This is a genomic window from Rhodanobacter sp. B2A1Ga4, from assembly GCF_018101315.1.
Classification (GTDB): domain Bacteria; phylum Pseudomonadota; class Gammaproteobacteria; order Xanthomonadales; family Rhodanobacteraceae; genus Rhodanobacter; species Rhodanobacter thiooxydans_A.
Window position 1 is genome coordinate 84356 of sequence record NZ_JADBJR010000001.1, and the last position, 26270, is coordinate 110625.

The 26270-nt window shown below is 67.7% G+C and carries 19 protein-coding genes; 7 read left to right on the plus strand and 12 right to left on the minus strand.

The annotated features are described in order from the left end of the window. Position 1: 1 nt before the first annotated feature. Both IMW82_RS00440 and IMW82_RS00445 read left to right on the plus strand, forming a co-directional pair. A complete protein-coding gene (locus tag IMW82_RS00440; protein ID WP_211003544.1) occupies positions 2–847 on the plus strand; it encodes an FTR1 family protein in 846 nt (281 codons plus the stop codon). A gap of 94 nt (positions 848–941) precedes the next feature. Continuing rightward, positions 942–1682, plus strand: a complete 741-nt coding sequence (locus IMW82_RS00445) for a hypothetical protein (protein ID WP_345777107.1) — start codon at positions 942–944, stop codon at positions 1680–1682. Positions 1683–1701: 19 nt separating this feature from the next. Here IMW82_RS00445 and IMW82_RS00450 read toward each other — a convergent pair whose 3' ends face one another. The 4 genes from IMW82_RS00450 to IMW82_RS00465 form a co-directional block, all read right to left on the minus strand. After that, a complete protein-coding gene (locus IMW82_RS00450; protein ID WP_211003545.1) occupies positions 1702–3309 on the minus strand; it encodes a carboxyl transferase domain-containing protein in 1608 nt (535 codons plus the stop codon). Positions 3310–3401: 92 nt separating this feature from the next. After that, entirely contained in the window at positions 3402–5504 is a 2103-nt protein-coding gene (locus tag IMW82_RS00455; RefSeq protein ID WP_211003546.1) for an FAD-dependent oxidoreductase, read from the minus strand. Further along, on the minus strand, positions 5501–6823 hold the full coding sequence (locus IMW82_RS00460) for an amino acid permease (protein WP_211003547.1): 1323 nt from the start codon (positions 6821–6823) through the stop codon (positions 5501–5503). Before IMW82_RS00460 ends, IMW82_RS00455 begins: the two co-directional genes overlap by 4 nt. 55 nt (positions 6824–6878) lie before the next feature. Then, on the minus strand, positions 6879–7949 hold the full coding sequence (locus tag IMW82_RS00465; protein WP_211003548.1) for an SRPBCC family protein: 1071 nt from the start codon (positions 7947–7949) through the stop codon (positions 6879–6881). Between the two features lie 320 nt (positions 7950–8269). Between IMW82_RS00465 and IMW82_RS00470 the strand changes: the two genes are divergently transcribed. Both IMW82_RS00470 and IMW82_RS00475 read left to right on the plus strand, forming a co-directional pair. Continuing rightward, positions 8270–10288 (plus strand): tetratricopeptide repeat-containing sulfotransferase family protein, encoded by a 2019-nt coding sequence (locus IMW82_RS00470; RefSeq protein WP_211003549.1) that lies wholly within the window; start codon positions 8270–8272, stop codon positions 10286–10288. A 45-nt stretch (positions 10289–10333) separates the two neighbouring features. After that, positions 10334–12862 (plus strand): TonB-dependent receptor, encoded by a 2529-nt coding sequence (locus IMW82_RS00475; RefSeq protein ID WP_211003550.1) that lies wholly within the window; start codon positions 10334–10336, stop codon positions 12860–12862. Positions 12863–13107: 245 nt separating this feature from the next. Here IMW82_RS00475 and IMW82_RS00480 read toward each other — a convergent pair whose 3' ends face one another. Beyond that, positions 13108–13473, minus strand: a complete 366-nt coding sequence (locus tag IMW82_RS00480) for a hypothetical protein (protein WP_108471572.1) — start codon at positions 13471–13473, stop codon at positions 13108–13110. A gap of 155 nt (positions 13474–13628) precedes the next feature. Next, entirely contained in the window at positions 13629–14813 is a 1185-nt protein-coding gene (locus IMW82_RS00485) for an acetyl-CoA C-acyltransferase (protein ID WP_211003551.1), read from the minus strand. Between the two features lie 228 nt (positions 14814–15041). Here IMW82_RS00485 and IMW82_RS00490 point away from each other — a divergent pair, with 228 nt between their 5' ends. Next, complete coding sequence (locus tag IMW82_RS00490) at positions 15042–17900, plus strand: S8 family serine peptidase (RefSeq protein ID WP_211003552.1); 2859 nt, start codon at positions 15042–15044, stop codon at positions 17898–17900. A 160-nt stretch (positions 17901–18060) separates the two neighbouring features. Here IMW82_RS00490 and IMW82_RS00495 read toward each other — a convergent pair whose 3' ends face one another. The 5 genes from IMW82_RS00495 to IMW82_RS00515 form a co-directional block, all read right to left on the minus strand. Continuing rightward, a complete protein-coding gene (locus IMW82_RS00495; RefSeq protein WP_211003553.1) occupies positions 18061–19218 on the minus strand; it encodes an isovaleryl-CoA dehydrogenase in 1158 nt (385 codons plus the stop codon). 166 nt (positions 19219–19384) lie between these two features. Beyond that, positions 19385–20932, minus strand: a complete 1548-nt coding sequence (locus tag IMW82_RS00500; RefSeq protein WP_211003554.1) for a phospholipase D family protein — start codon at positions 20930–20932, stop codon at positions 19385–19387. A 129-nt stretch (positions 20933–21061) separates the two neighbouring features. Then, on the minus strand, positions 21062–22165 hold the full coding sequence (locus tag IMW82_RS00505; protein ID WP_108471568.1) for a Glu/Leu/Phe/Val dehydrogenase dimerization domain-containing protein: 1104 nt from the start codon (positions 22163–22165) through the stop codon (positions 21062–21064). 206 nt (positions 22166–22371) lie between these two features. Next, the gene (locus tag IMW82_RS00510) at positions 22372–22707 is read right to left on the minus strand and encodes a YXWGXW repeat-containing protein (protein ID WP_211003555.1); all 336 of its coding nucleotides are present in this window, start codon (positions 22705–22707) and stop codon (positions 22372–22374) included. A gap of 115 nt (positions 22708–22822) precedes the next feature. Next, a complete protein-coding gene (locus IMW82_RS00515) occupies positions 22823–23620 on the minus strand; it encodes a M48 family metallopeptidase (protein ID WP_108471566.1) in 798 nt (265 codons plus the stop codon). Positions 23621–23727: 107 nt separating this feature from the next. Here IMW82_RS00515 and IMW82_RS00520 point away from each other — a divergent pair, with 107 nt between their 5' ends. Then, positions 23728–24330, plus strand: a complete 603-nt coding sequence (locus IMW82_RS00520) for a TetR/AcrR family transcriptional regulator (protein ID WP_211003556.1) — start codon at positions 23728–23730, stop codon at positions 24328–24330. A 10-nt stretch (positions 24331–24340) separates the two neighbouring features. Continuing rightward, positions 24341–25246 (plus strand): alpha/beta hydrolase, encoded by a 906-nt coding sequence (locus IMW82_RS00525; RefSeq protein ID WP_211003557.1) that lies wholly within the window; start codon positions 24341–24343, stop codon positions 25244–25246. Positions 25247–25325: 79 nt separating this feature from the next. Here the strand turns inward: IMW82_RS00525 and IMW82_RS00530 are convergent, their stop codons facing one another. Then, the gene (locus IMW82_RS00530) at positions 25326–26222 is read right to left on the minus strand and encodes an energy transducer TonB (protein ID WP_244754120.1); all 897 of its coding nucleotides are present in this window, start codon (positions 26220–26222) and stop codon (positions 25326–25328) included. Between the last annotated feature and the right edge of the window lie 48 nt (positions 26223–26270).

Sequence of the window (26270 nt, forward strand, 5' to 3'; positions counted from 1 at the left end):
TATGCCAGGTATCGCACTGCTGGTTTTCCGGGAAGTCCTGGAAGCTGCCCTGATCATCACCATCGTTTGTGCGGCCACCCGCGGGGTACCGCGGCGCGGGCTGTTTGTCGGCGGCGGCCTGATCCTTGGCGTGCTGGGCGCGCTGCTGGTCGCGCTGTTCGCCGGCTCGCTGGCGAACGCCTTCAGCGGCGTCGGCCAGGAAGTCTTCAACGCTGGCGTGCTGCTGGCCGCCGTACTCATGATCAGCTGGCATGTGCTGTGGATGTCCAGCCATGGACGGGCGATGGCGGCGGAGATGAAGGCGTTGGGCGGCGCCGTTCAGAGCGGCTCAAGCTCGTTGATGATGCTGTTGCTGGTCGTGGCCCTGGCCGTGCTGCGCGAGGGCTCGGAAGTGGTGCTGTTTCTGTATGGCATGGTGGCCGGCGGCGCGGTGGGCGTACTCGGCGGGCTGGCGCTGGGCGTGATCGCGGGTACCGCAGTGGGCTTCGCCCTGTATTACGGTCTGTTGCGGATCCCGCTGCGGCATTTCTTCGATGCGACCAATGCGATGCTGATGTTGCTGGCTGCGGGCCTGGCGTCGTCAGCGGCGCGATATCTGGTGCAGGCCGATCTGCTGCCGGCGCTCACCGACCCGCTGTGGGACAGTTCCTGGCTGTTGTCGAATGACTCGCTGCCGGGGCAGACGCTGCATATCCTGATCGGTTACGACGCCCGCCCGTCCGGGATCATGCTGGTGTTCTACACCGCCACCCTGCTGCTCCTGCTGGGCGGCGTGCGCTGGGTCGCTCGCGCTGCCGCCCCGCGTGCCGGCCATGCGGCCGCGGCGATCGCAGCACCCCAATCCTGATTCCGCATACCGGCCACGCCGTCGCGGCTTGTCGTCTCAAGCGGGTGCGGTGCGCGCCCGATTTCCCCGAACCTGACTCCAAGGAAGCTCCTGCGTGATCACCCACTTCCGATTCTCCCGCGGCGCCTGCCTGATGTTGTTCGCTACCATCACGCTGGCAGGTGCCGGGCGTGCGCATGCCGATGACTTCATCGTGTATTCGCCGCACGTGATCGCGACCCAGACCGAGATCGAGTTGCGCGGCTACAGCTTCGACGACGGCCGATCGGACATGGGTGGCCAGCGCGCCGCCGAATTGTCCGTGGCGCACGCCTTCACCGGCTGGTGGAAGCCCGAGCTCTATCTCGCCGAATACGAAAAGGAGCCGGGTGCTGGCGGAAGCCTGGTGGGCTACGAGTTCGAAAACACCTTTCAGCTCACCGAACCGGGGCGCTACTGGGCGGACTTCGGCTTGCTCGCATCCTATGGCCGCCCCAAGGGTGGCGGGCCCGGCGAAATCGAGTTCGGTCCGCTGATCGAGAAGACCGTGGGCCGCTTCGACCACCGGGTCAACCTGATCTGGGAGAAGCACGTCGGCGCGGGTGCCGCGTCCGGAACCGAGTTCCGCTACAGCTACGCAGGGACCTACGCCGTGTCGAGCGCGTTCCGTCCGGGCATCGAGGCCTATGGTCGCCCCGATGACAACGCGTACCAGGCCGGCCCGATCGTCGCCGGCGAATGGCATGTACCGCACAGCAGCGGCAACCTGGAATACCGCTTCGGCGTGCTGCTGGGCATCAACGCGGCGGCCCCGCGTCGCACCTGGCTGGCCCAGCTCGAATACGAGTTCTTCTGAGCCATCGGCCACCGCGGCGCTACATGCGGAACACGCCGTAGCGCTGCGGTTCGATCGGCGCGTTGAGCGAGGCGGAGATCGCCAGGCCGAGCACGCGGCGGGTGTCCACCGGGTCGATGATGCCGTCGTCCCACAGCCGCGCGCTGGCGTAGTAGGGGTGGCCCTGGCGCTCGTACTGCTCGCGGATCGGCGCCTTGAACGCCTCCTCGTCCTCCGCGCTCCAGGATTTGCCCGCCGCCTCGATGCCGTCGCGCTTGACCGTAGCCAGCACGCTGGCGGCCTGCTCGCCGCCCATCACCGAGATGCGCGCATTCGGCCACATCCACAGGAAGCGGGCGCCGTAGGCGCGGCCGCACATCGCGTAGTTGCCGGCGCCGAAGCTGCCGCCGATCACCACGGTGAACTTCGGCACGTGCGAGCAGGCCACGGCGGTCACCATCTTCGCGCCGTCCTTCGCGATGCCTGCCTGCTCGTACTTCTTGCCGACCATGAAGCCGGTGATGTTCTGCAGGAATACCAGCGGCACGTTGCGCTGGTTGCACAGCTCGATGAAATGCGCACCCTTGAGCGCGCTCTCGGCGAACAGGATGCCGTTGTTGGCGACGATGCCCACCGGGTAACCGTGGATGTGCGCGAAGCCGCAGACCAGGGTCTTGCCGTAGCGCGCCTTGAACTCGTGGAACTCGGAACCGTCGACGATGCGCGCGATCACCTCGCGGATATCGAACGGGCGGCGGGTGTCCTGCGGGATCACGCCGTAGAGTTCCTCGGCCGGGTACTTCGGTTCGACCGGCGCGCGCAGCGCCAGCGGCATGTCCTTCTTGCGGTTGAGGCTGGCCACGATGTCGCGCGCGATCGACAGCGCGTGCGCGTCGTTCTCGGCAAAGTGGTCGGCCACGCCGGAGATCGACGTGTGCACGTCCGCGCCGCCCAGCGTTTCGGCATCGACCACCTCGCCGGTGGCGGCCTTCACCAGCGGCGGGCCGCCGAGGAAGATGGTGCCCTGCTCGCGCACGATGATGGTCTCGTCGCTCATCGCAGGCACGTAGGCGCCGCCGGCGGTGCACGAGCCCATCACCACCGCGATCTGCGGGATGTTCAACGCACTCATCCGCGCCTGGTTGTAGAAGATCCGGCCGAAGTGTTCCTTGTCCGGGAACACCTCGTCCTGCAGCGGCAGGAAGGCGCCGCCGGAGTCGACCAGGTAGATGCAGGGCAGGCGGTTCTCCAGCGCCACTTCCTGCGCGCGCAGGTGCTTTTTTACCGTCATCGGGAAATAGGTGCCGCCCTTGACTGTGGCATCGTTGGCGACCACCACCACCTCGATGCCGTTGACCCGGCCGATGCCGGTAATCAGGCCGGCGGCGGGCGCGGCATCGTCGTACATGCCGTGTGCGGCCAGCGGCGACAGTTCCAGGAACGGTGAGCCGGGATCGAGCAGGGCGCGGATGCGCTCGCGCGGCAGCAGCTTGCCGCGGGCGACGTGCTTGTCGCGCGCTTTCGTGCCACCGCCTTCCGCGCTGCGTACCAGTTCGCGCTGGAGGTCGTCCACCACGGCGCGCAGCTGGCTGCTGCTGGCCTGGAACTCGGGCGAACGCGGGTCGATCTGCGAGGCGATGATGCTCATGGTGCGTGCTGGCCGGAAGGAATCGAACGCCGATGATAGCGTTGACGGCTGTTCGCCAGAACCATGGGCTGCGGCAGGTCCTCCCGATCGTGCTACGTGCGGGAACCCTGCGCCGGTGGATCGCGCCGCAGGTCGTCGGCGTGCGCGGTGTGGAAATGCCGCTTGAACGCGACCTCGCCGGTGGCTGGTTCCTCCAGCTCGCGGGCATGGCGGTGGCCGGCGTAGACCGCATGCGCGATCAGTCCTGGCGCTTCGGCGTCGCCAATGCAGCGCAGCGAGCGGATGCCGGCATCGGCCCACTCCGCTTCGCGCTGCCGCAGTGCCTGGTGCAGCGCGTCGTCGGGCAGGCGGGCCGTGACGGTAACCACCGCCTCGCAGGCCAGTTCGCGGCGCCGGTGGTTCCAGACGTCTTCGACGCTGAGCGTGGTGCCGTCGTAGCCGGCGATGTCGTGCGACACCAGCGACTCGATCCCCAGTTCGGCCATGCGCTTGCGGATATGCCGGTAGTCGAGCGTGTGCTGGCTCCACGGCGCGATGCTGTCGTCGGGGGTCAGGTAGGTCACGTCGCAGCCGTGGGCACGCAGCAGTTCGGCCGCCACGCTGGCGTAGTAGAAGCCGTCGTCGTCGAACACCACCACGTGTCCCTCCGGCAGGTGGCCGTCCATCAGGTCGTCCAGCGTATGGATTCGCGCGCTGTCAGCGAAGCCGGGGATGGCGAATCCGTTGCTGCGGCCGTAGCCGTCGCGGCGCCAGTGGCAGCCGGTGGCCAGCACCACGTGTTCGGCGCCGAAGTCGAGCACATCCTGCGCGGTCAGGACCGAATCGAGATAGACGGCTATATTCGCGAGCTTGTTGATCTGCCCGACGCGCCAGTCGCGCACGCGCGCCCATTCGGCCAGGCCGGGCAGGCGCGCTTCGCGGGTGACGCGGCCGCCGAGCTCCTTGCGCGCTTCGGCCAGGCTCACGTCATAGCCACGCTGGCCGAGCGCGCGCGCGGCCTCCAGTCCGGCCGGACCGGCGCCCACCACCAGCACGCGCGCGGCGCTGCGCTTTGGCGCGATACGTTCCGGGTGCCAGCCCTTGCGCCATTCCTCGCCCATGGTCGGGTTCTGCGTGCAGCGGATCGGCGAGATGGTCATGTCGCCGGAGACGCAGATGTTGCAACCGATGCACTCGCGGATGTCGTCGACGCGGCCTTGCTCGATTTTCTCCGGCAAAAAGGGATCCGCGATCGAGGGGCGCGCGCAGCCGATCATGTCCAGCACGCCGCGCTTGAGCTGCGACACCATGGTGTCCGGCGAGGTGAAGCGGCCCACGCCTACCACCGGCTTGCTGGTGGTCTTCTTCACGAAGTCGATGAAAGGTTCCTGCGCGCCCTCGGCGGCGAAGCGCGAGGGCACCGAGTCGTTGTACCAGGCGGCGAGGTTCACGTCCCACAGGTCGGGCAGCTCGGCCAGCATGCCCACGATCTCCTTCGCCTCGGCCAGCTCCACGCCACCGGGGCCGAGCAGTTCCTCGGTGGCGAAGCGCAACGCCACCGCGCAGGTGTCGCCGACTGCGTCCTTCGTGTCCTGCAGCACTTCGCGCAGCAGGCGCACGCGGTTCTCCAGCGAGCCGCCGTATTCGTCGCTGCGCTGGTTGCGCCGGCGCTGCAGGAAGTGCATCGCCAGCGACAGGTCGTGCGCGGCGTAGACGTAGATGATGTCCATCCCCGCGCGCTTGCCGCGGATCGCCGCCTCGCGGTGCCAGCGCCGGTACTCGCGGATGTCGTGCAGCGTCATCGCGCGCGCCTGGTGCGGGTAGCCGTACTTGGTTGGCTGGTGCGACGGCGCGATCGGCACTTCGCGCGAATACAGGTTCGACGCGGTGGGGCCGTTGTGCGACAACTCCAGCGCAGCCAGCGCACCGTGCGCGTGCACCTTGTCGCACATCAGCGCCAGTGCGGGGATGTCGCGGTCATCCCACAGCCGCGCCTCGACGTACGGCGTGAGGTCGCCGCTGGGGTGGATCTCGCATTCCTCGGTGGAGACCACTGCCCAGCCGCCCTCGGCCTTGGTCTCGCGCATCGCCGCGTGCGCCAGCGGCATCGCGTGGCCCATGCCGTTGCAGTGCGGCACCTGGAAGAAGCGGTTCTTCGCGGTGACCGGACCGATCCGCACAGGTTCGAACAGGATGTCGTAACGCGGATCTCTCATTCCGGAATGACCTCGATAGACGGCGCGGCGCGGCGGCGCAGGCGCATCAGCGCATACAGCGGCAGGCCCGCCGCGATCAGTCCCAGCGCATACACGAACGGCTCGTGGCCGATGCCGACGAAAGCGAATATCACGAACGCCACGCAGGTGACGCCGGCAAGCAGCGCCCGCCAGGTGGCGCACGTCGCGCTGCGCCGCCGCCACAGCACGATCAGCGCGAGCGCGCAGCACAGGTAGAGCGGCAGGTTCGCGGCGGTCACCACGCGGGTGAGGAAGGTGAACGCCGACACCAGCGACTTGCTGTAGCTCATGGCGATCATCACCGAGGCGAGCGTGCCGGTGACCAGCAACGCCACCGCCGGTGCGCCGTGACGGTTGTTGCGCGCGAGCACGGCGGGAAGCACGCCGCTGCCGGCCATCGTGCGGGTCAGTTCGCCACCCAGCAGGGTCCAGCCGTTGAGCGCGCCCAGCCCGCTGATCACCACGAACAACGCCAGCCAGCGTCCGGAACCGGCGGCGGCGAAGCGGTCCATCAGCAGCGCGAACGGGGCGCTTGCCTCGGCCAGCTCCTGCTGCCGGATCAGCAGCAGCGGCACGGTCGAGACGATGATGTAGATGATCGCGGTGAGCACGGTGCCGGTCATGGTCGAGCGCGGAATCGTGCGCGCCGGGTCGTCCACCCTTGCTGCCGGCACGCTGGCCGACTCGATGCCGAGCATCGCGAACAGGGCGATGGTCGAGGCCGCCATCACGCCGCCCAGGGTGACCGGCGTGGTCGGCGGGTCCGCGGTGTAGCTCGCCGGCGCGGTCAGCAGCAGCCAGCCACCGAGCAGGGCGATCGCCAGCATCGGCAGCAGCTTCAGCGCGGTGGTGACGATCTGCACGCCGCCGCCGGTGCGCACGCCGAACAGGTTGATCGCCACCACCGCCCACAGCAGGCCGAGCGCGAACAGCGCCGGCTGGAGCGTGCCCAGCGGCGGAAACACCACTGCCATGTAGCCGACCACGCCGGTGGCGAGCGCGGCATTGGTGAGCCACAGCGACACCCAGTACGCCCACAGCGCCAGGTACGCCGGCAACTCGCCCAGCGTGCGGCGGATGTAGCCGTACGGGCCTTCGGCATCGGGCAGGGCGCGGGCCAGGTGCGAGAACACGCGGGCCAGCACCAGGCAGCCGGCCAGTACGATGATCCAGCCGATCAGTGCGTTGAAGCCGAACGGTGCCAGCGACGCCGGCAGCACGAAGATGCCCATGCCGATGACGTTGCCCACCACCAGCGCGGTGCAGGTCCAGAAGCCGATCGTGTTGCCATTGCGCATGTCGGCTTCCGCCAGGTTTCGGTTCAGGGCTGTGGCCGGAGGGAGTGGCGCGGGCTCATGCGGATTCGCCGGCGGGGCTGGCATAGGCCCCGCGCAGCAGGTTCTGGAAATGCCAGACGCCGCTCTCGCGCTTCGGGTTTAGGCGGCCGGGAATGTAATGGCCGGAGGCCAGGCCTTGCTGCACCGCCTCGCAGATCGCGATGTCCTCGTTCTGCACCTCGTCGCTGAAGGCCTGGTCGGCGGCGATCCGCGCCTGCGCGCTCTCGTCCTGCGCGTAGTAGTAGTCGAACACGATGCGGCAACGGTTCGGCCCCAGCGGCAGGATGCGGTTGGTCTGCAGCCGGCCGGGCATGATGTTGAGCATCACGTTGGGGTAGATGAAGTAGTAGAACGCCTGGCCGTCGCCGTAGATGTCGGCGCTGTTGCGCAGCGGCGAGGATTGCAGCGAATGCCACGGGAACAGCTCGGTGTCGTAGGCGCGGTAGTCGAGCACGCGCGACAGGCCAGGATGCACGTGCGGCAGGTGGTAGCCCTCGAGGTAGTTGTCGACGTAGACCTTCCAGTTGCAGTCGATGTCGTAGTTGTCGCGGCGCAGGTAGCGCATCGCCGACAGGTCGATCGGCGCGATGCGCTCGGCGATGCCGCCGTAGACCTCCTCGAATGCCGGCACCTCCGGGTCGAGCGCCACGAATACCAGGCCTTGCCATTCGTGCACGCGCAGCGGCGGCAGGTGGATGTCCTCGACCTTGAAGTCGCAGGCGTCCTGCATCTCCGGCGCGCTGCGCAGCTGGCCCTCCAGCGTATAGGTCCAGCCGTGGTACTTGCAGTGCAGGGCGCGCGCGCCCTTGCCGTCACACAGCGCCAGCGGCCCGGCGCGGTGGCGGCACACGTTGGGGAAGGCGCGCAGCACGCCGTCGGCGCCACGCACCAGCAGGATGGGTACCCCGGCGATCTGCCCGACGGCGTGGTCGCCCGGCCCGGCCAGTTGCCCCTGTTGCGCCACCAGCTGCCAGCTGCGCGCGAACACCGCACGCTGTTCCATTGCCAGCGTCGCGTCGCCGGCGTAGTAGCGGGCGGGCAGCGCGTGCGCGCGGTTGAGTTCCTCGACCATGGTGTCGTCTGGCATGAGCAGGTGTGGTCCCCGGATGGATGGACGCGGCGGGCAGTCGTCTTGCGGAGCTTCCGTGTCCCGCCTGCCGCCGCGTGCCCGCAGCAGTGTTCGCCGATCCAGCCTAGCGCCTCCGCCGAAGCCGGGGCAACCGGTGCCGGTGATGCCGGCGCCCGGCGTGTTTGCGGACCTACTATCTACCGGCCGGGTTCGGTTGTAGATTGCAGCGATACCCGTGAGGAGCTGCTGCCGTCCATGCAACGCGCTGTGTTCCGGCTGTGCTGCCGCGCGAGACCCGACCCGCATGGGCAGGGCGCATTGTCACGGCGGGGGCGGCCATGACGAACGCGTCGGCCACAGGTACGCTGGAGCAGGCGCTGGCCCACGCGGCACGCCTGCTGGAGCGGGAGCCGGCGCTGGCCGTCGAACAGCTCGACGAAATCCTGCAGGTGGCCGCGGGTCATCCGGTCGCGCTGCAGTTGCTGGCCGCCGCGCGCTCGCTGCAGGGAGACCTGCAGGGCGCGCTCGACATCCTGATGCCGCTGGCGCAGGCCCAGCCAAACTGGGCCATGATCCATCTCGACCTGGGGCTGGCCCTGGGCCGCTGCGGACGCGGGCAGGAGGCGATCCAGGCATTGCGTCGCGCGGTGGCGCTGAAGCCCGAGCTGCCGCAGGCCTGGCGTGCGCTCGGCGACCATCTGATGGCCGCCGGCGAACAGGAGGCGGCGGATGCGGCGTATGCCAGCCACGTGCGTCATTCCACGCGCGATCCACGCCTGCTGTCGGCTGCCGTCGCCCTGGTCGAGAACCGCATCCCCGAGGCCGAGGCCTTGTTGCGCGACCACCTGAAGCAGGCGCCGACCGACGTGGCGGCGATCCGCATGTTCGCCGAGGTCGCTGCCCGGCTGGGTCGCAATGAGGACGCCCTGCACTTGCTCGAGCGCTGCCTGGAGCTGGCTCCCAGCTTCCACGAAGCGCGCCAGAACTACGCGCTGCTCCTGCATCGTAGCAACCAGCCCGAGCAGGCACTGGTGCAGATCGAACAACTGCTGGCGGTCGATCCGGCACACCTGGGCAACCGCAATCTCAAGGCGGTGGTGTTGTGCCGGATCGGCGACTACGAGCCGGCGATCCGCATCTATGCCGACCTGCTGGAACATTACCCGCGCCATGCGAAAGTGTGGGTGAGCTACGGCCACGCGCTGAAAACCGCGGGGCATACCGAACGCGCCATCGGCGCCTATCGCCGCAGCCTGGAGCTGGAGCCATCGTTCGGCGAAGTCTGGTGGAGCCTGGCCAACCTGAAGACTTTCCGCTTCAGCGCCACCGAGCTGGCCGCGATGTGCGGGCAGCTGGCACGCACGGATCTCGCCGAGGACGATCGCCTGCACCTGGAGTTCGCCGTCGGCAAGGCACTGGAAGATGCCGGCGACTACGAACCGTCGTTCCGGCATTACACGCGGGGCAATGCGATCCGCCGCGCGCAGGTGCATTACAGCGCCGACGACACCAGCGCGCGGGTGCGGCACATCCGCGAGCACTACACGCGCGAGTTCTTCGCGGCGCGTGCGGGTGCCGGCAGCCCGTCGCCTGACCCGATCTTCATCGTCGGGCTGCCGCGCGCCGGCTCCACCCTGATCGAGCAGATCCTGTCCAGCCACAGCCAGGTCGAGGGCACGATGGAACTGCCCGAGATCACCTCGATCACGCGCCTGCTGCGCCTGCAGGGCGACGCCGATGAGGCCATGCCTTATCACGGCGCACTGGCGGCACTCGATGCCGGTGCCCTGCGCGCGCTCGGTGAGCGCTACCTCGCGCACACGCGGATCCAGCGCAAGACCGCGGCGCCGCTGTTCATCGACAAGATGCCGAACAACTTCATGCACATCGGCCTGATCCAGCTGATGCTGCCGAACGCGAAGATCATCGACGCGCGCCGGCACCCGCTGGCTTGCGGCTTCTCGGCCTTCAAGCAGCACTTCGCGCGCGGGCAGGGCTTCAGCTACGACCTCACGGACATCGGGCGCTACTACCGCGACTACGTGGCGCTGATGGCGCATTTCGACGCTGTGCTGCCCGGGCGCATCCATCGCGTGGTGTACGAGCGCATGGTTGACGACACCGAGGGCGAGGTGCGCCGCCTGCTCGAGTATTGCGGCCTGCCGTTCGAGGCATCGTGCCTGCAGTTTTTCCGGAATCCGCGGCCGGTGCGCACGGCCAGTTCGGAACAGGTGCGCCAGCCGATCTATCGCGAGGGCGTGGATCACTGGCGGCACTACGAAACATGGCTGGAACCTCTGGCATCGGCGTTGGGGTCAGTGCTGGAGAGCTATCCGGCAGTACCGGTATGGGAGTGACGGCTGAATTCGATGGATTTTCGTGGACTTGCGAGGGGAGGGCTTATGCACACGAGTAGATTCAAACAGATCGCGGGAACGCGGCGGGTCAGGCTGGTCAGGTTGCCGCTCGCGGCGGCGATCTGCGTGGCGATGGCGGCACCGGCCTTCGCGCAGGATGCGGGCCAGGCCGCCGCGCCGGCACCAAAGGCAAAGACCACGACGCTCAGCGTGGTGAACGTGACCGCGCAGAAGCGCACCGAGAACCTGCAGAAGGTGCCGATCAGCATCAACGTGCTGGAGACGGACCAGCTCGAAGCGCTGCACGTGCAGAACTTCAACGACTACGTGAAGTACCTGCCCAGCGTCACCTTCCAGCAGGGCGGCGGCGGCATCGCCACCGGCCCCGGCTTCGCCAGCATCTACATGCGCGGCGTCGCCAGCGGCGGCAACACCAACCACTCCGGCTCGCAGCCCAGCGTGGGCGTGTACCTGGACGACCAGCCAGTCACCACCATCCAGGGCCCGCTCGACATCCACATGTACGACATCGCCCGCATCGAGGTGCTGGCCGGACCGCAGGGCACGCTGTACGGCGCCAGCGCCGAGGCAGGCGCGCTGCGCATCATCACCAACAAGCCCGATCCCGGCGGCTTTGCGGCGAACTACACGCTCGGCGTCAACAAGGTGGCGCACGGCGGCGTCGGCTTCACTGCCGAAGGCATGCTCAACCTGCCGATCAGCAAGAACGCGGCGGTGCGCCTGGTCGGCTGGCGCGAGCACGACGCCGGCTACATCGACAACAAGGCCGGCTCGCGTACCTTCCCGGTGTCCGGCATCACCGTCAGCAATGCCGACAACTGCACGCCGGGCCCGATGCTGGAGTGCTTCGGGCACGCCCGCAAGCACTACAACGACGTCAACACCAACGGCGCCCGCGCCGCGCTGAAGGTCGACCTTGACGACAACTGGTCGATCAGCCCGACCCTGATGGGGCAGCAGACCATCTCGCACGGCACCTTCGCCAGCGACCCTTCCGTCGGCGACCTGGCGGTCACTCATTTCTATCCCGAGCGCGTCAACGACCGCTGGTGGCAGGGGGCGCTGACCGTGCAGGGTAAGATCGGCAACTTCGACCTGACCTACGCCTACGCGCATCTGAAGCGCAACCAGGAAGAGCAAACCGACTACAACGACTACTCGTTCTGGTACGACACCCTGCTGTCCTACGGCGCCTACATCAACGACAACAGCGGCAACCTGATCAACCCGTCCGAGTTCATCAGCGACCGCGATCGTTACACCAACAGCAGCCACGAACTGCGCATCGTCTCGCCGAGCGAGGACCGACTGCGGCTCGTCGCCGGCGCGTTCTGGCAGAAGCAGAAGCACGACATCATGCAGGACTACCAGATCAACAACCTGGCCACCTCGCTGTCGGTCGCCGGCTGGCCCAACACGATCTGGCTGACCCGGCAGATGCGCTACGACTACGACAAGGCGCTGTTCGGCGAACTGTCCTACGACCTCATTCCCGAGGTACTCACCGCCACGGTCGGCGAACGCTATTTCCGCACCAGCAACGACCTGTACGGCTTCTACGGCTTCAGCAAGGGCTTCTCGCCGAATTCGAGCTACGGCGAGGCCGGCTGCATCTCGCCGCAGCCGTTCATCGATGCGCCGTGCCTGGACTTCAACAAGCACGTGAAGGAAAGCGGCTCGCTCAGCAAGGTCAACGTGACCTGGAACATCTCGCCTACCAAGATGATCTATGCCACCCGCTCCGAGGGCTTCCGCCCGGGCGGCGTCAACCGTGCCGGCCAGCTGCCGCCCTACCAGGCGGACTTCCTGACCAACCTGGAGCTGGGCTGGAAGACCTCCTGGTTCGACAACCGTTTGTCGTTCAACGGCGCAGTGTTCCGCGAGAAATGGAACGACTTCCAGTTCAACATCCTCGGCGCCAACGGCCTCACCCAGATCAAGAACGCCAACTCGGCCCGCATCGACGGACTGGAGTCGCAACTGGTCTGGCAGGCCACCTACAACCTGAATCTCAGTACGGGCATCGCGCTGTACGACGCCAAGCTGACCGCGAACTACTGCGGCTTCACCGATGCCAACGGCAACACGGTCACCTATTGCCCTGCCGGCACGGTCAACCCGTCCACCGGCGCGGTGGTGAGCGGACCGCTGGCCCCGAAGGGTACGCAGCTACCGATCACGCCCCGCTTCAAGGCCAACCTGGTGGCGCGCTACACCTTCAGCCTGGGCGAGAACGATGCGTTCGTCCAGGCCGCGTTCGTGCACGTGGGCCGGCGGACGACCGACCTGCGCCTGCTCGAGCGGAGCCTGCTCGGCGACCTGCCGGCGTACAACTCGGTCGATTTTTCCGCCGGTATCCAGAAGGGCAGCTGGTCGCTCAACGCCTATGTCGACAACGTGTTCGACAAGCGGGCGGCGCTGTACAAGTTCACCGAGTGCGGCGTGACGATCTGCGGTGCCCACAATGTGGTGCCGCAGTATCCGAACGGGCAGGTGTACACGGGCTTCAGCCAGCCGCGCACGTTCGGCATCCGCTTCAAGCAGGAATTCTAGGCGATCGACTGTTGGTCATGCAGGACGGAAAGCCCTGGCGCGAGCCGGGGCTTTTCATGGGTGGACGGCACCCTGCAGGATGAGCAGGCGGATTTTCGTGGAGGGATCGCTTCCTTCCATTCGATGCCAATCGAATCATCGGCAGTGGCCGCGCTCGGGCACCCAGGCGCCTGCAAACGGGTGGCACGGGCCAAAAAAAACGGCCGCACGAGGCGGCCGTTTTTCTGGAGCCATGGCCGGAAGGATCAATGACCCTTCGTGGCGTCCTTGGCGGCGGCAGCAGCGTCCTTGGCGGCGGCGGCAGCTTTGCCGGCGGCGTCAGCGGCGTTGCTGGCAGCGCTCTTCATGCTGTCAGCAGCGCTCGGGGCGGCGGTGCCGGCAGCAGCCGGAGCCGCAGCGGTGGACGCCGGAGCAGCAGCCGGAGCCGCGGCGGTAGAAGCCGGAGCAGCAGCCGGAGCCGGAGCCTCAGCAGCCTTCTGCGCGGTATCGGCAGCTTGCTGAGCGGTGTCGGCCGACTTCTGGGCTTCTTGCGCGGAATCCTGCGCGCCGTTGCTGCATGCCGCCAACAGCGCGACGAGCGCGGCGGCGAGTAGGGTACGCGTAAATTTCATGGTGGATCTCCTTTGCCGTGGAATGCCGTTTGGCCGTGTATTAATAGCGCTTTCGCGTTAATTGCGCCACATTTTTGTCGTGGTGCTTCAGTGCGTATTAAAAACCGATTTATCCGGCCGTCATGTGGATATCACCTGCTGGTCATGGATCGGCGTCAGTCGACGCGCTCCACGGCGATTGCCGTTGCCTCGCCGCCGCCGATGCACAGGGACGCGACACCGCGCTTGAGGCCGCGCGTCTTCAGCGCGTTCAACAAGGTCACCACCAGGCGGGCGCCGCTGGCGCCGATCGGGTGGCCCAGCGCGCAGGCGCCGCCGTTGACGTTGAGCTTGTCGTGCGGGATGCCGAGTTCCTTCATCGGGGTCATTGCGACCACCGCGAACGCCTCGTTGATCTCGAACAGGTCGACCTCGCCCACCTTCCAGCCGGCCTTGTCCAGGACCTTCTGGATCGCGCCGACCGGCGCGGTGGTGAACCACTCCGGTTCCTGCGAGTGGGTGGCGTGCGCCACGATGCGCGCCAGCGGTTTCAGGCCGCGCTTGTTCGCATCGTCGGCCGACAGCAGCACCACGGCGGCGGCACCGTCGGAGATGCTGGACGAGCTGGCCGCGGTGATCGTGCCGTTCTCCTTGCGGAAGGCCGGCTTCAGCGAGGGGATCTTCGCGATGTCGGAACGGCCGGGCTGCTCGTCGGTGTCGACCACCACGTCGCCCTTGCGGCCGCTGACTGTCACCGGCACGATCTCGCCGGCGAACGCGCCGTTCTGCTGCGCGGCCTTGGCCCGGTTGACCGACTCGATCGCGAACGCGTCCTGCGCTTCGCGGGTGAAGTGGTACTTGTCGGCGCACAGCTCGCCGAACACACCCATCGCCTTGCCGTCGTACGGGTTGGTCAGGCCGTCCCAGGCCATGTGGTCGACCAGCTGGCCGTCGCCGTAGCGGATGCCGGTGCGCGCCTGCACCATGTGCGGCGCGTTGGTCATCGACTCCATGCCGCCGGCCACCACCACGCTCGCCGAGCCGGCCTTGATCAGGTCATGGCCCAGCATGATCGCCTTCATGCCCGAGCCGCACACCTTGTTGATGGTGGTACAGCCGGTGCCGGCCGGCAGGTCGGCGCCCAGCGACGCCTGGCGCGCCGGCGCCTGGCCGAGGTTGGCCGGCAGCACGCAACCCATGATCACCTCGCCGACGTCGGCCGGGGCGACCCCGGACTGCTCCAGCGCGGCGCGGATCGCAGTGGCGCCGAGCTTCGGGGTGGGGACGCCGGTGAACTGGCCGAGGAAGGAGCCGATGGCGGTGCGCTTGGCACCGACGATGACGACGCTGACATCCGACATGGGTAACTCCGCTTGCAAGACTTGAGGGGCGCGAACGCCTGACAGACAACCGCACAATTATCGCAGCCTGCCGCAAAGCTCGGCAAACAGCCGCAAGTCCTTGCGGCGCCTGGATTTGCACCCTGTTTCATTGGATTTTCGTTGTGCCAAGATACGCGTCGGGGCAAGCGGCGGCGTATCCATCGCGCCATCGCTGCATGGGATCGGATGGTGTGGTCAGGGGTAGGAATGAAAATGCTCGACTCGGGTTGGCGACGTCGCGAAATGGCTTGGTTGGTGGCCATGGCACTGGGGCTGAGTGCCTGCGGCGGGGGCGGCGGCAGCAAGCCCACGCCGCCGCCAGCGGTGCCGTCTTCCCCGCCGCCGGCGCCACCACCCTCACCGCCGCCCAGTACCCAACCACCGCTGGATGCCCAGCTCTCGATCACCCGGGCCAACGCCGCGCAAAGCCTGGGCTACACCGGCGCCGGCGTGACCATCGGCGTGGTCGACAGCGGCATCATGCGCAGCAATCCCACCGTGACCGGGCGGGTCACGCAGGAACTGATCTACGTTGACCCCACGACCAACAACACGTCCATCGACGACGTGGTCGGCCACGGCACCTGGGTGTCGGAGATCGCCGCCGGCCGGGCGTTCGACAAGTTTCCCGGTGGCATCGCGCCCGGTGCCAGCCTGGTCTCGGCACGCATCATCAGCGACGTCACACCGAAGGATGACGGTTCCGGCCAGGGCAACGCGGTGACCGCCGCCGACGCGGCCTTCTTCGCACAGACGCTCAACCCGGCCCTGATCAGTGCCGGCGTGCAGGTGATGAACAACTCCTGGGGCGGCATCTACTGGGACACCACCAACGCCTCGATCAACCAGGCCTTCGGCCAGGCCTACCAGCCGTTCGTGGTGCAGCATGGCGGCTTGGTGGTGTTCGCGGCGGGCAACGAATCACGCACCAGTCCCAGCGACATCGCCAGCCTGCCCACGGTGGCGCCGGGCTTGGGGCTGGACCAGGGTTGGCTGGTCGCGGTGGCGCTGGACAGCAACCATCCCACCCAGCTGGCGAGCTATTCCAACGCCTGCGGGCGGACCATGAACTATTGCCTGGCCGCGCCGGGTGACGTGATCGTGCTGGACAAGGACACCACGGCCAGCACCACCAACCCCACCTACTGGGTCGTCAGCGGTACCTCATTCGCGGCGCCGGAGGTGTCGGGCGCGGCAGCGCTGGTGTGGCAGGCTTTTCCGTATTTCAGCAACGACCTGGTGCGGCAGACCCTGCTCGGCACCGCGCGCGATCTCGGCGCGCCCGGTCCCGACCCCACGTTCGGCTACGGAGCCCTGGACGTGTTCGCGGCAGTCCAGGGGCCGGCAAAGTTCGACTGGGGCGATGTCACTGTGAATTTCAGCGGTACCTCGACCTGGAGCAATCCGATCTCCGGTGCCGGCGGGTTGATCAAGCAGGGGTCGGGCCGGCTGAACCTCTGGGGCGGCGAAAGCAGCTATACCGGCCTCACCCAGGTGCAGGGCGGCACGCTCGCCGTGGCGGGGTTGCACAGCCCGGTGGAGATTGGCGCGGCGGGCACGCTGATGTCCGCTTCCACGCAGCTGAATCCCACCGGCTTCTCGGTCTACAACGACGTGACCAATGCCGGCGTGCTGGTGGTGAGCCAGGGCGACGTCCATCTGAGTGGCAACTACGTGCAGCAGGGCAACGGGCGAATGGCGGTATCGCTGGGCTCGCAGCTGTACGTGAACGGCACGGCCACCTTGTCCGGCGGCGATCTTTACGTGTACGGCGCCAATGCCAATTACACGCTCAACTCGCATACGACGGTGTTGTCCGCTTATGGTGGTTTGACGGGCACTTTTTCGGCGCTGAGCGCGGCGCCCAGCGTGGCGCTGACCGCTACGCTGGGTTACGACGCCAGCAGCGCCTGGCTCGACGTGCAGCAGGTGAACCTGAGCCAGATCCAGGGCCTGCCGTACACCGCCGCCAGCTTCGGCGCCGCGCTGCGCACGCAGAGCGCGTTCCAGCAGATCAATAGCCAGTTGCAGGGTGTCGCCGGCGGCACACCCACCGGCGCGGGCTTTGTCGCCGGCGCCGCAAGTCTGCAGCACGCGGTGTCCACCGATGTCATGCAGCGTTCGCTGGAAAGCCTATCCGGCCAGTTGCACGCGGCCAGCGCGGCGATGACCTTCGAGGCGATCGACGCCGGTACGCGGGCACTGTCCGACCGTTTCGACCGCCTGCTCGATGCACCACAGGCCGGTGCCTGGACGCAGGGCCTTGGTTATCACGGCGGCATGTCACGCAGCGGCTACGGGCACGTCGGCTACGACCTCAGCGGTGCATTGGTGGGGCAGGACCTGCGCGTCGGCAGCAATGGCATCGCCGGCTATGCGCTCAGCCAGAGCCAGGGCTTGGGGCGGTTGGCCGAAAGCGCAGACCAGGGCCGCAGCCGCGCGCTGGAAGGCATGCTTTACGGCGGCATGGTGCATGGTTCGTGGTACGCCATGGGCCGCTTCGGCGTCGGCAACTATCGGGAAACCATGCGTCGCCAGTTGCAACTGGGCAACCAGTTCGCCGGGGTCGCCAGCGACGTCCATGGCCGCTATGGCGTGGCCTATGGCGAAAGCGGTTACCGCTTCGCCTTGGGCCGCACGCAGCTCACCCCGTACATGAACCTGCAGTACGCGCAGATCCGGCGCGATGGTTTCGACGAGCTGGGCGCCTACGGTTTTGGCCTGAAATCGGCGGCGCAGAGCACGGCGCGCTGGCAGGCCGGCACGGGCCTGCGTGCCAGCCACGAATGGGCGCTGGCCGGTGGCGGCAGCCTCAGCCTGCAGGGACGCATGCTGTGGCAGCAATCGTTCGGCCTGCGCGGCGACGTGTTCGATGCCAGTTTCAGTGGCATCAACCAGTTCGCTCCCGTGGGCGGCATCGGCCTGTCGCGTTACGGCGGCATGCTCGGCACCACGCTGGACTGGAAGATGACGCCGCGCGCCAGCCTGCAGTTCGGCTACGACCGTTATCTCGGCCAGGGCCGGCAGGCGCAGATGGCCAGCGCCAGTTTCAGCTGGGCGTTCTGAGCATATCGGTGCACACAAACGAAAGGCCCGCATGGTGCGGGCCTTTTGTTTTCCGATGTGGCGAAATTACGCCTTGCCGTGGAACAGCTCGCGGCCGATCAGCATGCGGCGGAATTCGGTTCGATGTGCCGGCGCCGATGCCTTTGTCGGTGTATGTAACTCAAGCCTTGCCGTGGAACAGCTCGCGGCCAATCAGCATGCGGCGGATCTCGTTGGTGCCGGCGCCGATCTCGTACAGCTTGGCGTCGCGCAGCAGCCGGCCCGCGGGGAACTCGTTGATGTAGCCGTTGCCGCCGAGCGACTGGATCGCCTCCAATGCCACCTTCACCGCGTTGACCGAGGCGTTGAGCAGGCAGGCGGCCGGATCGATGCGCGACTTGACGCCGCTGTCGAACTGCTGCGCCACCATGTAGGCAAACCCGCGCGAGCTCTGCAGCGCGGTGTACATGTCGGCGACCTTCGCCTGCATGATCTCGAAGGTGCCGATCGGCGCGTTGAACTGCTTGCGCTCGCGCACGTAGGGCAGGGTGATGTCGATCGCCGCCTGCATCAGGCCGATCGGGCCGCCGGACAGCACCAGTCGCTCGGTGTCCAGCCCGTTCATCAGCACACGCACGCCTTCGTTGACTTCGCCGACGATGTTCGCGGCGGGGATCTCGCAGTTGTCGAACACCAGCTCGCAGGTGTTCGAGCCGCGCATGCCCAGCTTGTCCAGCTTCTGCGCGGTGGAAAAACCCTTCATGCCCTTCTCGACGATGAAGGCGGTCATGCAGCGGCTGCCGGCGGTGCGCGGCGCGGTGCGCATGTAGACCAGCAGCACGTCGGCGTCGGGCCCGTTGGTGATCCACATCTTGTTGCCGTTGGCGACCCACACGTCGCCGCGCAGCTCGGCCTTGCAGCTCATCGAGCCGACCACGTCGGAACCGGCGCCCGGCTCGCTCATCGCCAGAGCGCCGACGTGTTCGCCGCTGCACAGCTTCGGCAGGTACTTCTGTTTCTGCGCTTCGTTGCCGTTGTGGAAGATGTTGTTGACGCACAGGTTGGAATGCGCACCGTAGGACAGGCCGACCGAGCCGGACGCGCGCGAGATCTCCTCCATCGCCACCATGTGCGCCAGGAAGCCCATGCCGCTGCCGCCGTATGCCTCGGCAACCGTCACGCCAAGCAGGCCCATCTCGCCGAACTTGCGCCACAGGTCGGCCGGGAACAGGTTGTCGCGGTCGATCTTGTCCGCGCGCGGGGCGATCTCCTTTTCCGCAAACACATGCACGGACTCGCGCAGCAGGTCGATGTCTTCTCCGAGCGGAAACGGACGCATGGCGAACTCCTTGGATGCAGGCCGGCGATTTTAGCCTACGTTGCCCGGCAGCGCCGGTGAGTCGCAGGTGTCTGGAACGCCCGGCTTTTGCAGCCCGGACATTGTCCCTCGCTTCTGGCGCGTGCACCGGCGTCGGGTGGCGGCCAGTGTCCGCCCTGTAAAAACGCTACAGCTGCGACTCGATCGGCAGCCAGCTGATCACGCGGGTGACCGCACGCTGCCACCAGCCGGTGTCGGGCTCGTGTTCGAGCACCTGCGGCGGCTGCGTGGTGTGGTCCAGCCACTGCGGCGAGCCGTCCGCGCCGCGGCGGAGCTGGTAGCTCAGCGCCGGCGCGGCCAGCCGCAGGTATTCCTGGCGCAGGTCGCGGGCCAGGCCGGGGTCGTCGAACAACACGCCCATCTCGGTATTGAGGTTGGCCGAGCGCGGGTCGAGGTTGAACGAGCCGACGAAGCCGCGCGTGCCGTCGATCACGAACGCCTTGGTGTGCAGGCTGGCGCCACTGCTGCCGAACAGGCCGTGGGTGGTGACCGGGCCGTGGCGGCGGATCTCGAACAGGCTCACGCCGCCATTCAGCAACTGCCTGCGGTAGCGCTCGTAGCCGCTGTGCACGGCGGGCACGTCGTTCGCGGCCAGCGAGTTGGTGACCACGCCGACGCGGGTGCCGCCGCGTACCAGCCCCAGCAGGGTCGCCGTGCCTTTCCTGCCGGGAACGAAGTAGGGCGAGATCAGCAGCACCTCGCCGTGCACGCCGCCCAGGTGGGTGGCCAGCCGCGGCTGCAGCCAATCGCTGCGGTCGGCAGACTTTGTCTTCAGCGGCGGGTCGGACGCCACCGTGATGTTCGTGCTCCAGTGCGGCGACAGGTCGTGGTTGACCAGGCGCTGCGCCGAGGGCGAGGCGGCGACCCGGCTCAGGTAGACCCGCGCCTCCGGCCCGCTGGATTCGTGGGTGAAGCCGGCCATCAGTTGGTGCAGGCGCTGCGGTGTCTGCGGGTTCAGCGCCTCGATCGGCACGGCGGCGCGGGAGTTCCAGAAATCGTCAAAGATCGCGCTGGCGTCGGCTACCGCCGGGCCGAGCAGCAGCATGTCCAGGTCGCGGAAATTCACGCTGCGGTCGGCGTCGAAATACTCGTTGCCGATGTTGCGGCCGCCGACCAGTGCGACCCGGCCGTCGGCGATCCACGCCTTGTTGTGCATGCGGTGGTTGACGCTGAAGAAGCGCTGCACCATCTCCAGCAATCGCCACACGCCGCTGCGGTTGCGGAACGGGTTGTACAGCCGCACCTCGATGTTCGGGTGTGCGTCCAGCGCCAGCAGCGCCGGGTCCAGTCCCTTGGTGTTGATGTCGTCCAGCAGCAGGCGCACGCGCACGCCGCGCTCGGCCGCGGCGTACACCTCGCGCGCCAGCAGGTGACCGACCAGGTCGTCGTGCCACATGTAGTACTGCAGGTCGAGGCTGCGCCCGGCCAGACGTGCGGAGGCGGCGCGCGCGGCGAACGCATCCAGGCCTTCGGGCAGCAGGGTGGCCGCCGTCTCGCCCGGGTGCGCGGCCAGGTACGGGGCCAGCTCGCGGTCGATCGGGGTCTGCGCGGGCTGCGGCGGCAACGCGGTGCTGGGCACGCCGGTGGCACGCGGGGTCAGGCGGTCGGCCAGCAGCAGCCCGCTGATCACCAGCAACACCAGCGCGAATAACCCCCAGCCCAGCCAGATCATCATCGTGCGCACCCGTGGCACCTCCGACGCCCGATTATTCGATTACTGCCCCGCATAAGCAAAGGCCTGCCGCGGGTGGCGGCAGGCCTTCGTGTAGCCGGGCAAAAGCCGGCATGCCCGTAACGGCACGGCTTACTGGCCGCGCATGCGACCCTGGAAGCGGGTGCCGCCGTTGCCCATGTGCGACAGCTTCAGCTTGCCGATCGCGTTGATGCGCTCCTCGGCCAGGCGGTCGGCGGCCCGGTAGGTCGGGATGTTCTCGGTCTTCGAGATCTCGAAGATGCGCCCCAGGTTGTAGTAGATCGTGCGCATCATGCGCATCGCGCGCTCGCGGTTGTAGCCGTCGATCTCCAGCGACACGTTCATCACGCCGCCGGCATTGACCGCGTAGTCCGGCGCGTACAGCACGCCGCGGCGCTGCAGCTCGTCGCCGATCGCATCGGTGGCCAGCTGGTTGTTGGCCGGGCCGCAGATGATCTTGGCCTTGATGCGGTCGATGGTCTGCTCGTTGACGGTACCGCCCAGCGCGCACGGCGAATACACGTCGGCGTCGACGTCGTAGATCTCGTCCAGGCCCACCGCCTCGCAGCCCAGCTCGTCCACGCAGCGCTGCACCGCTTCCTTGTTGATGTCGGTGACGAACACCTTGGCGCCCTGTTCGCGCAGCAGCTTGATGAACTCGCCGCCGACGTGGCCGCAGCCCTGCACCGCGTAGCTGTACTTGCCCACGTCCTCGTTGCCGTGCTTGAACTGCAGGGCGGCCATCAGGCCCTGCAGCGAGCCGTAGGCGGTGAACGGCGACGGGTCGCCGGAGCCGCCGTGCACCTGGTGCACGCCGGTGACGTACTCGGTCTCGCGGAACACGTATTCCATGTCGTTGACGTCGATGCCGACGTCCTCGGCGGTGATGTAGCGGCCGTTGAGCGAATTGACGAAGCGGCCGAACGCGCGGAACAGCGCCTCGGACTTATCCTTGCTCGGATCACCGATGATCACTGCCTTGCCGCCGCCCAGGTTCAGGCCGGCCACCGCGTTCTTGAACGTCATGCCGCGCGACAGGCGCAGCACGTCGTTCACCGCTTCCTGCTCGGTCTTGTACGGCCACATGCGCAGACCGCCGAGCGCGGGGCCCAGCACCGTGTTGTGGATCGCGATGATGGCCTTCAGGCCGGCGTCCTTGTTGTGGCAGAAGACGACTTCTTCGTGACCCGTGTTGGCGATGGTTTCAAAGATCATTGGAACAGTGACTCCATGATTTACGGTGCCGGTGGGCATCTGCAAGAGGGTGGCGGAAGAGATCGCGGGAATCCGCCGGAGGGTGTGAAAACGCCTGAAACTCATCGCCCCGACCGGGGTCGGGGCGATGAATCAAAGCGTCAAGTTTAATACGTCGCTCCCGCAGTTGGTGACGCGACGCAACAAGCCAGCGGCGTACGGAGTGCTCAACGACCCCAGTAACCGGGCCGGAAGCGCCACTGGTGGCCGTGATGCACCCAATGCGCCGGCCGATAGTGGCGGCCCGGATGCACCCTGACCCAGGAGCCGCCGACCCATACGTGGCGATGAGCATAACCATCCCAGCGCCAGTAGCCGGGCGCCCACGCATAACCGCGCCGCGCCGGCGGCAGCCGCTCGAAACGGGGCGGCGGCGGGGCCACGCCGATGTCGATGCCGACCGCCACCTGGGTGCGCGCCGCGGCGGGCGGCGCGTACAGGGCGCCGGCGAATGTCAGGCCGAGTCCGGCCAACAGGGCCAGCTTGAGAGGGGTGCGGGTCATCGTGTTCTCCGTCAGCGCCGCGAACTGCGGCAGGCAGGACGGAAAACGAGGGGGCTGCGCGCGCAGTTGACGGCGTGCCGCCCCTCGTTCAGCGGGCGATTACGTCCGGGTCGGCCTACATCCGGCAGTTTGGCGCGTGGCCGCTGGCCCGCGCCTGCTGGTACACCGGCAGCAGTTGCTGTGCCTGCCGGTCCAGCGCCTGCGCGCGGTTGCCCGACGAGGGGTGGGTGGACAGGAACGCCGGCGGCTTGCTGCCGCCCTGCGCGCCCATCTTGTCCCACAGCGTCACCGCCGCGCGCGGATCGAAACCGGCCTGCGCCATGTAGCGCTGGCCCAGCGTATCCGCCTCGCTTTCCTGGGTACGCGAGAACGGCAGCAGGATGCCTACCTGCGCGCCCACGCCGAGCAGCGCCGCGGCGTTGCCCGCATCGCTGCCGCGCGAACCGGCGTAGATCGTGCCGGCGGCTACCGCGGCCTGGGTCGCCATGTTGTCCGACACCCGCTCCGCGCCGTGGCGCGAGACCACGTGCGACAACTCGTGGCCCAGCACCACCGCCAGCTGGTCCTGGTCGGTGGCGACCTTGAACATGCCCCGGTTCACGCCGATCCGGCCGCCGGGCAGGGCGAACGCGTTGGCCGTGTCGTCGCCGATGATCTGCACCTCCCATTGCTGGGTGTTCCACGGCGGCGGCAGCACCGCGATCAGCGCGTTGGCCACGCAGGTGGCGTAGGCGCGTTCGCGCGGCGCGTCCACGAACTTGCCCTGCTTGCGCATGTCGTTGAATGCGCTCAGGCCCATCTGGCTCATCTGGCTGTCCGACACCATCATCAGCTGCGAGCGGCCGGTCGGCGAGGTGACGCAGGCGGCCAGCAGGGCGGTGGCGAGCGGGATGGTCAGGTTGCGGATGTTCATGCGGGATCCTCCTTGGCTTGCAGTGGCAGAGCATACCCGTTGGGTTTGCCGAGACCGCGTGAGCTCGCGTTTGATATAGAACGAACGGTCGTGCTATTTTCGGTACCATGACGATCGCCACTCACCCCGGCAAGCGCGCAGCCACGCGCGACACCATCCTCGACCACGCCTACGCGCTGGCCCGCCGCGACGGGCTGGAAGGCCTGTCGATCGGTGGCCTGGCGGCGGACGTGGGCATGTCCAAGAGCGGCGTGTTCGCCCATTTCGGCTCGCGCGAAGACCTGCAACTGGCCGTGCTCGATACCGGTCGCCAGCGCTTCCTGACCCAGGTGCTGCTGCCCGCGTTGAAGCAGCCGCGCGGCCTGCCGCGGCTGCGCGCGATCGTGGCGAACTGGTTCGAATGGGGCCGCGAGCACCAGAGCGGCTGCGTGCTGCTGTCCGCCGCCAGCGAGTACGACGGCCGCGATGGGGCGCTGCACGACGGCGTGGTGCAGCAGCAGGCCGGCTGGCGCGACGAGTTGCAGAAGGCGATCACGCAGGCGGTCGGGCTGGGCGAACTGCGTGCCGACACCGACGTCGCCCAGCTCTCCTTCGAGATCTATGCGCTGATGCTTGGCCTGCACCACGACGCCGGGCTGTTCGGATTCGACGAAGCCGGCCAGCGTACCCGCGCGGCCTTTGAGCGCCTGTGGCGCAGCTGGCAACCCTGAGACAACACCCATGTCCACCATGATCGACCGACTCAAGCTCACCACCGTACGCACCGGCTTCGTGCTGGGCGGCCGGCTCGCGCCGCAGCGCACGGCAAACCGCGCCGCGCGCCTGTTCGCCACCCCGTTCGCCAGCAGCCGCAGCCGCGCGCAGGCAGCGCAGGGCGACGCGGACATGCAGCGCGGCGCGTTGCAGGTCGACGGCGAAACCGTCGCCACCTACGTCTGGGGCAATCCGTCGACCCAACCCTACGCGCTGCTGGCGCACGGCTGGTCCAGCTTCGGCCTGCGCTTCCTGCCGTGGGTGGCGCAGCTGCGCGCGCAGGGATTCGCCGTGGTGACGTTCGACCAGCCCGGCCACGGCCACAGCAGCGGCAGGCTGTGCACCCTGCCGGAGTTCATCGCCACGATCCGCGCGGTCGGCGCGCACTACGGCAATGCCGCGCTGGCGATTGGCCATTCGCTCGGCGGTGCCGCGCTCGCCCTTGCGCAGGACGAACACTGGCAGGCCGGGCGGCTGATTCTGGTGGCGCCGGCCGCCGACATGAATGCGGCGGCAGGGCGCTTCTTCCGCTTCGTACACCTGGCCGGCTACCTGCGCGAACCGTTCTACGCATGGCTGCATCGACGCACCGGCATGCACATCGACGAGCTGCGAGTGGAACGCCGGCTGCCCGCGCTGGGCCAGCCCGCGCTGATCGTGCACGACCTGGAGGACGCCGACGTGCCGTGGGCCGAAGGTGAACGCTACGCCCGGCTCTGGCCCGGCGCGCGCCTGTACACCACGCAGGGCCTGGGCCATCGGCGCGTGCTCGATGCACCCGAGGTGATCGACGCCGCGCTCGCCTTCATGCGCGGCGAGCTGGTGGGCGAGCGCGTGGTCGGTTCGCCAAACCTGCCATACGGCGTGGCCTGAGCCAGGCATTCACCTCCGGCCAGTGGGCGCGCTGCCGCACATGCCGATGCGCCCGCCCGTCGGCGGGCGCTGCAGCAACTCAGCCGTGGTTGAACGGGGAGAGCAGGGTCGGGCCTGCGCCGTCGGTCCGCACGGTATCGTCGGCGAGGGCATCGGCCGCGTTGATGTCGGGCTTGTCGACCCAGGGGGCTGGCACGTAAGGCCCGGGGACGTAGCTCACCCAGGTGCGATCGGGCTTGGGCGCACCCAGCTCGTTCAAGGTGTAGTTGATCGGAACATGCGCCGTCCAGCTGTCCTGCCGTGCCAGCGGGCCTGTCGTGGGGATCGCGTAGTTCCACTGGCGCGCCGCCCTGAGGGCCGATTCGGCCAGGATCTTGCGGTATTGCTCGAGTAGGCTGTCCGGGCCGATGCTGCCGAGGTTGACCTGCTCGGCGACGGCTTCGACCACGTGGCCGCTGCGGTCCACGCGCAGCGCCAGGTACACCGTTCCCTGCACGCGGGCCTGGATCGCGCGCTGGGGATATTGCGGCGGAATTTTCTTGCGGCTTTCGATATCGCGCAGCGAGTCGGTGGAGTCCGTGCGGCTGTCGCCGAACGTGGCGCCCTTGATGCGCGCATTGTAGTTGCCGTCAGGCATTTTCCTGAGCACCACCCGGACATGCATGCTGCTCTTGGCGACCACGGGTTCGTCATGGCGCAGCACGGGTTGGAAGCGCCACTGCAACGCGGCCTTGCGCACCATGTCCGCGATGGGCTGCCCGTACCTGGCCCCATCGTCGATGACGGCAGTCTGCACCGTGCCGTCCTTGGCCAGCACGATGGTTCCGCTGACGACGGCGGAAGATTCGACGTCCTGACGGGAACTGGCCTGGGCGGCCAGCGTGGCCATGGCGAGGCATGCGGCGAATATGACCTTCTTCATGCGTGCTGTCCTTGAAGTTGCGTTGAAGTTGATGCCGTTCGGCGCGGCCGGCATGAGTCGATCGAGTCGGCTTCCATCCGCCATGCGTCAGACCTTGCCCTT

Excerpts from the sequence above, each read along its gene's own strand:
- IMW82_RS00440 (WP_211003544.1), top strand. The coding sequence starts at position 2 with ATGCCAGGTATCGCACTGCTGGTTTTCCGGGAAGTCCTGGAAGCTGCC.
- IMW82_RS00450 (WP_211003545.1), bottom strand. The coding sequence starts at position 3,309 with ATGAGCATCATCGCCTCGCAGATCGACCCGCGTTCGCCCGAGTTCCAG.
- IMW82_RS00455 (WP_211003546.1), bottom strand. The coding sequence starts at position 5,504 with ATGAGAGATCCGCGTTACGACATCCTGTTCGAACCTGTGCGGATCGGT.
- IMW82_RS00460 (WP_211003547.1), bottom strand. The coding sequence starts at position 6,823 with ATGCGCAATGGCAACACGATCGGCTTCTGGACCTGCACCGCGCTGGTG.
- IMW82_RS00465 (WP_211003548.1), bottom strand. The coding sequence starts at position 7,949 with ATGCCAGACGACACCATGGTCGAGGAACTCAACCGCGCGCACGCGCTG.
- IMW82_RS00470 (WP_211003549.1), top strand. The coding sequence starts at position 8,270 with ATGACGAACGCGTCGGCCACAGGTACGCTGGAGCAGGCGCTGGCCCAC.
- IMW82_RS00475 (WP_211003550.1), top strand. The coding sequence starts at position 10,334 with ATGCACACGAGTAGATTCAAACAGATCGCGGGAACGCGGCGGGTCAGG.
- IMW82_RS00480 (WP_108471572.1), bottom strand. The coding sequence starts at position 13,473 with ATGAAATTTACGCGTACCCTACTCGCCGCCGCGCTCGTCGCGCTGTTG.
- IMW82_RS00485 (WP_211003551.1), bottom strand. The coding sequence starts at position 14,813 with ATGTCGGATGTCAGCGTCGTCATCGTCGGTGCCAAGCGCACCGCCATC.
- IMW82_RS00490 (WP_211003552.1), top strand. The coding sequence starts at position 15,042 with ATGAAAATGCTCGACTCGGGTTGGCGACGTCGCGAAATGGCTTGGTTG.
- IMW82_RS00495 (WP_211003553.1), bottom strand. The coding sequence starts at position 19,218 with ATGCGTCCGTTTCCGCTCGGAGAAGACATCGACCTGCTGCGCGAGTCC.
- IMW82_RS00500 (WP_211003554.1), bottom strand. The coding sequence starts at position 20,932 with ATGATGATCTGGCTGGGCTGGGGGTTATTCGCGCTGGTGTTGCTGGTG.
- IMW82_RS00505 (WP_108471568.1), bottom strand. The coding sequence starts at position 22,165 with ATGATCTTTGAAACCATCGCCAACACGGGTCACGAAGAAGTCGTCTTC.
- IMW82_RS00510 (WP_211003555.1), bottom strand. The coding sequence starts at position 22,707 with ATGACCCGCACCCCTCTCAAGCTGGCCCTGTTGGCCGGACTCGGCCTG.
- IMW82_RS00515 (WP_108471566.1), bottom strand. The coding sequence starts at position 23,620 with ATGAACATCCGCAACCTGACCATCCCGCTCGCCACCGCCCTGCTGGCC.
- IMW82_RS00520 (WP_211003556.1), top strand. The coding sequence starts at position 23,728 with ATGACGATCGCCACTCACCCCGGCAAGCGCGCAGCCACGCGCGACACC.
- IMW82_RS00525 (WP_211003557.1), top strand. The coding sequence starts at position 24,341 with ATGTCCACCATGATCGACCGACTCAAGCTCACCACCGTACGCACCGGC.
- IMW82_RS00530 (WP_244754120.1), bottom strand. The coding sequence starts at position 26,222 with ATGCCGGCCGCGCCGAACGGCATCAACTTCAACGCAACTTCAAGGACA.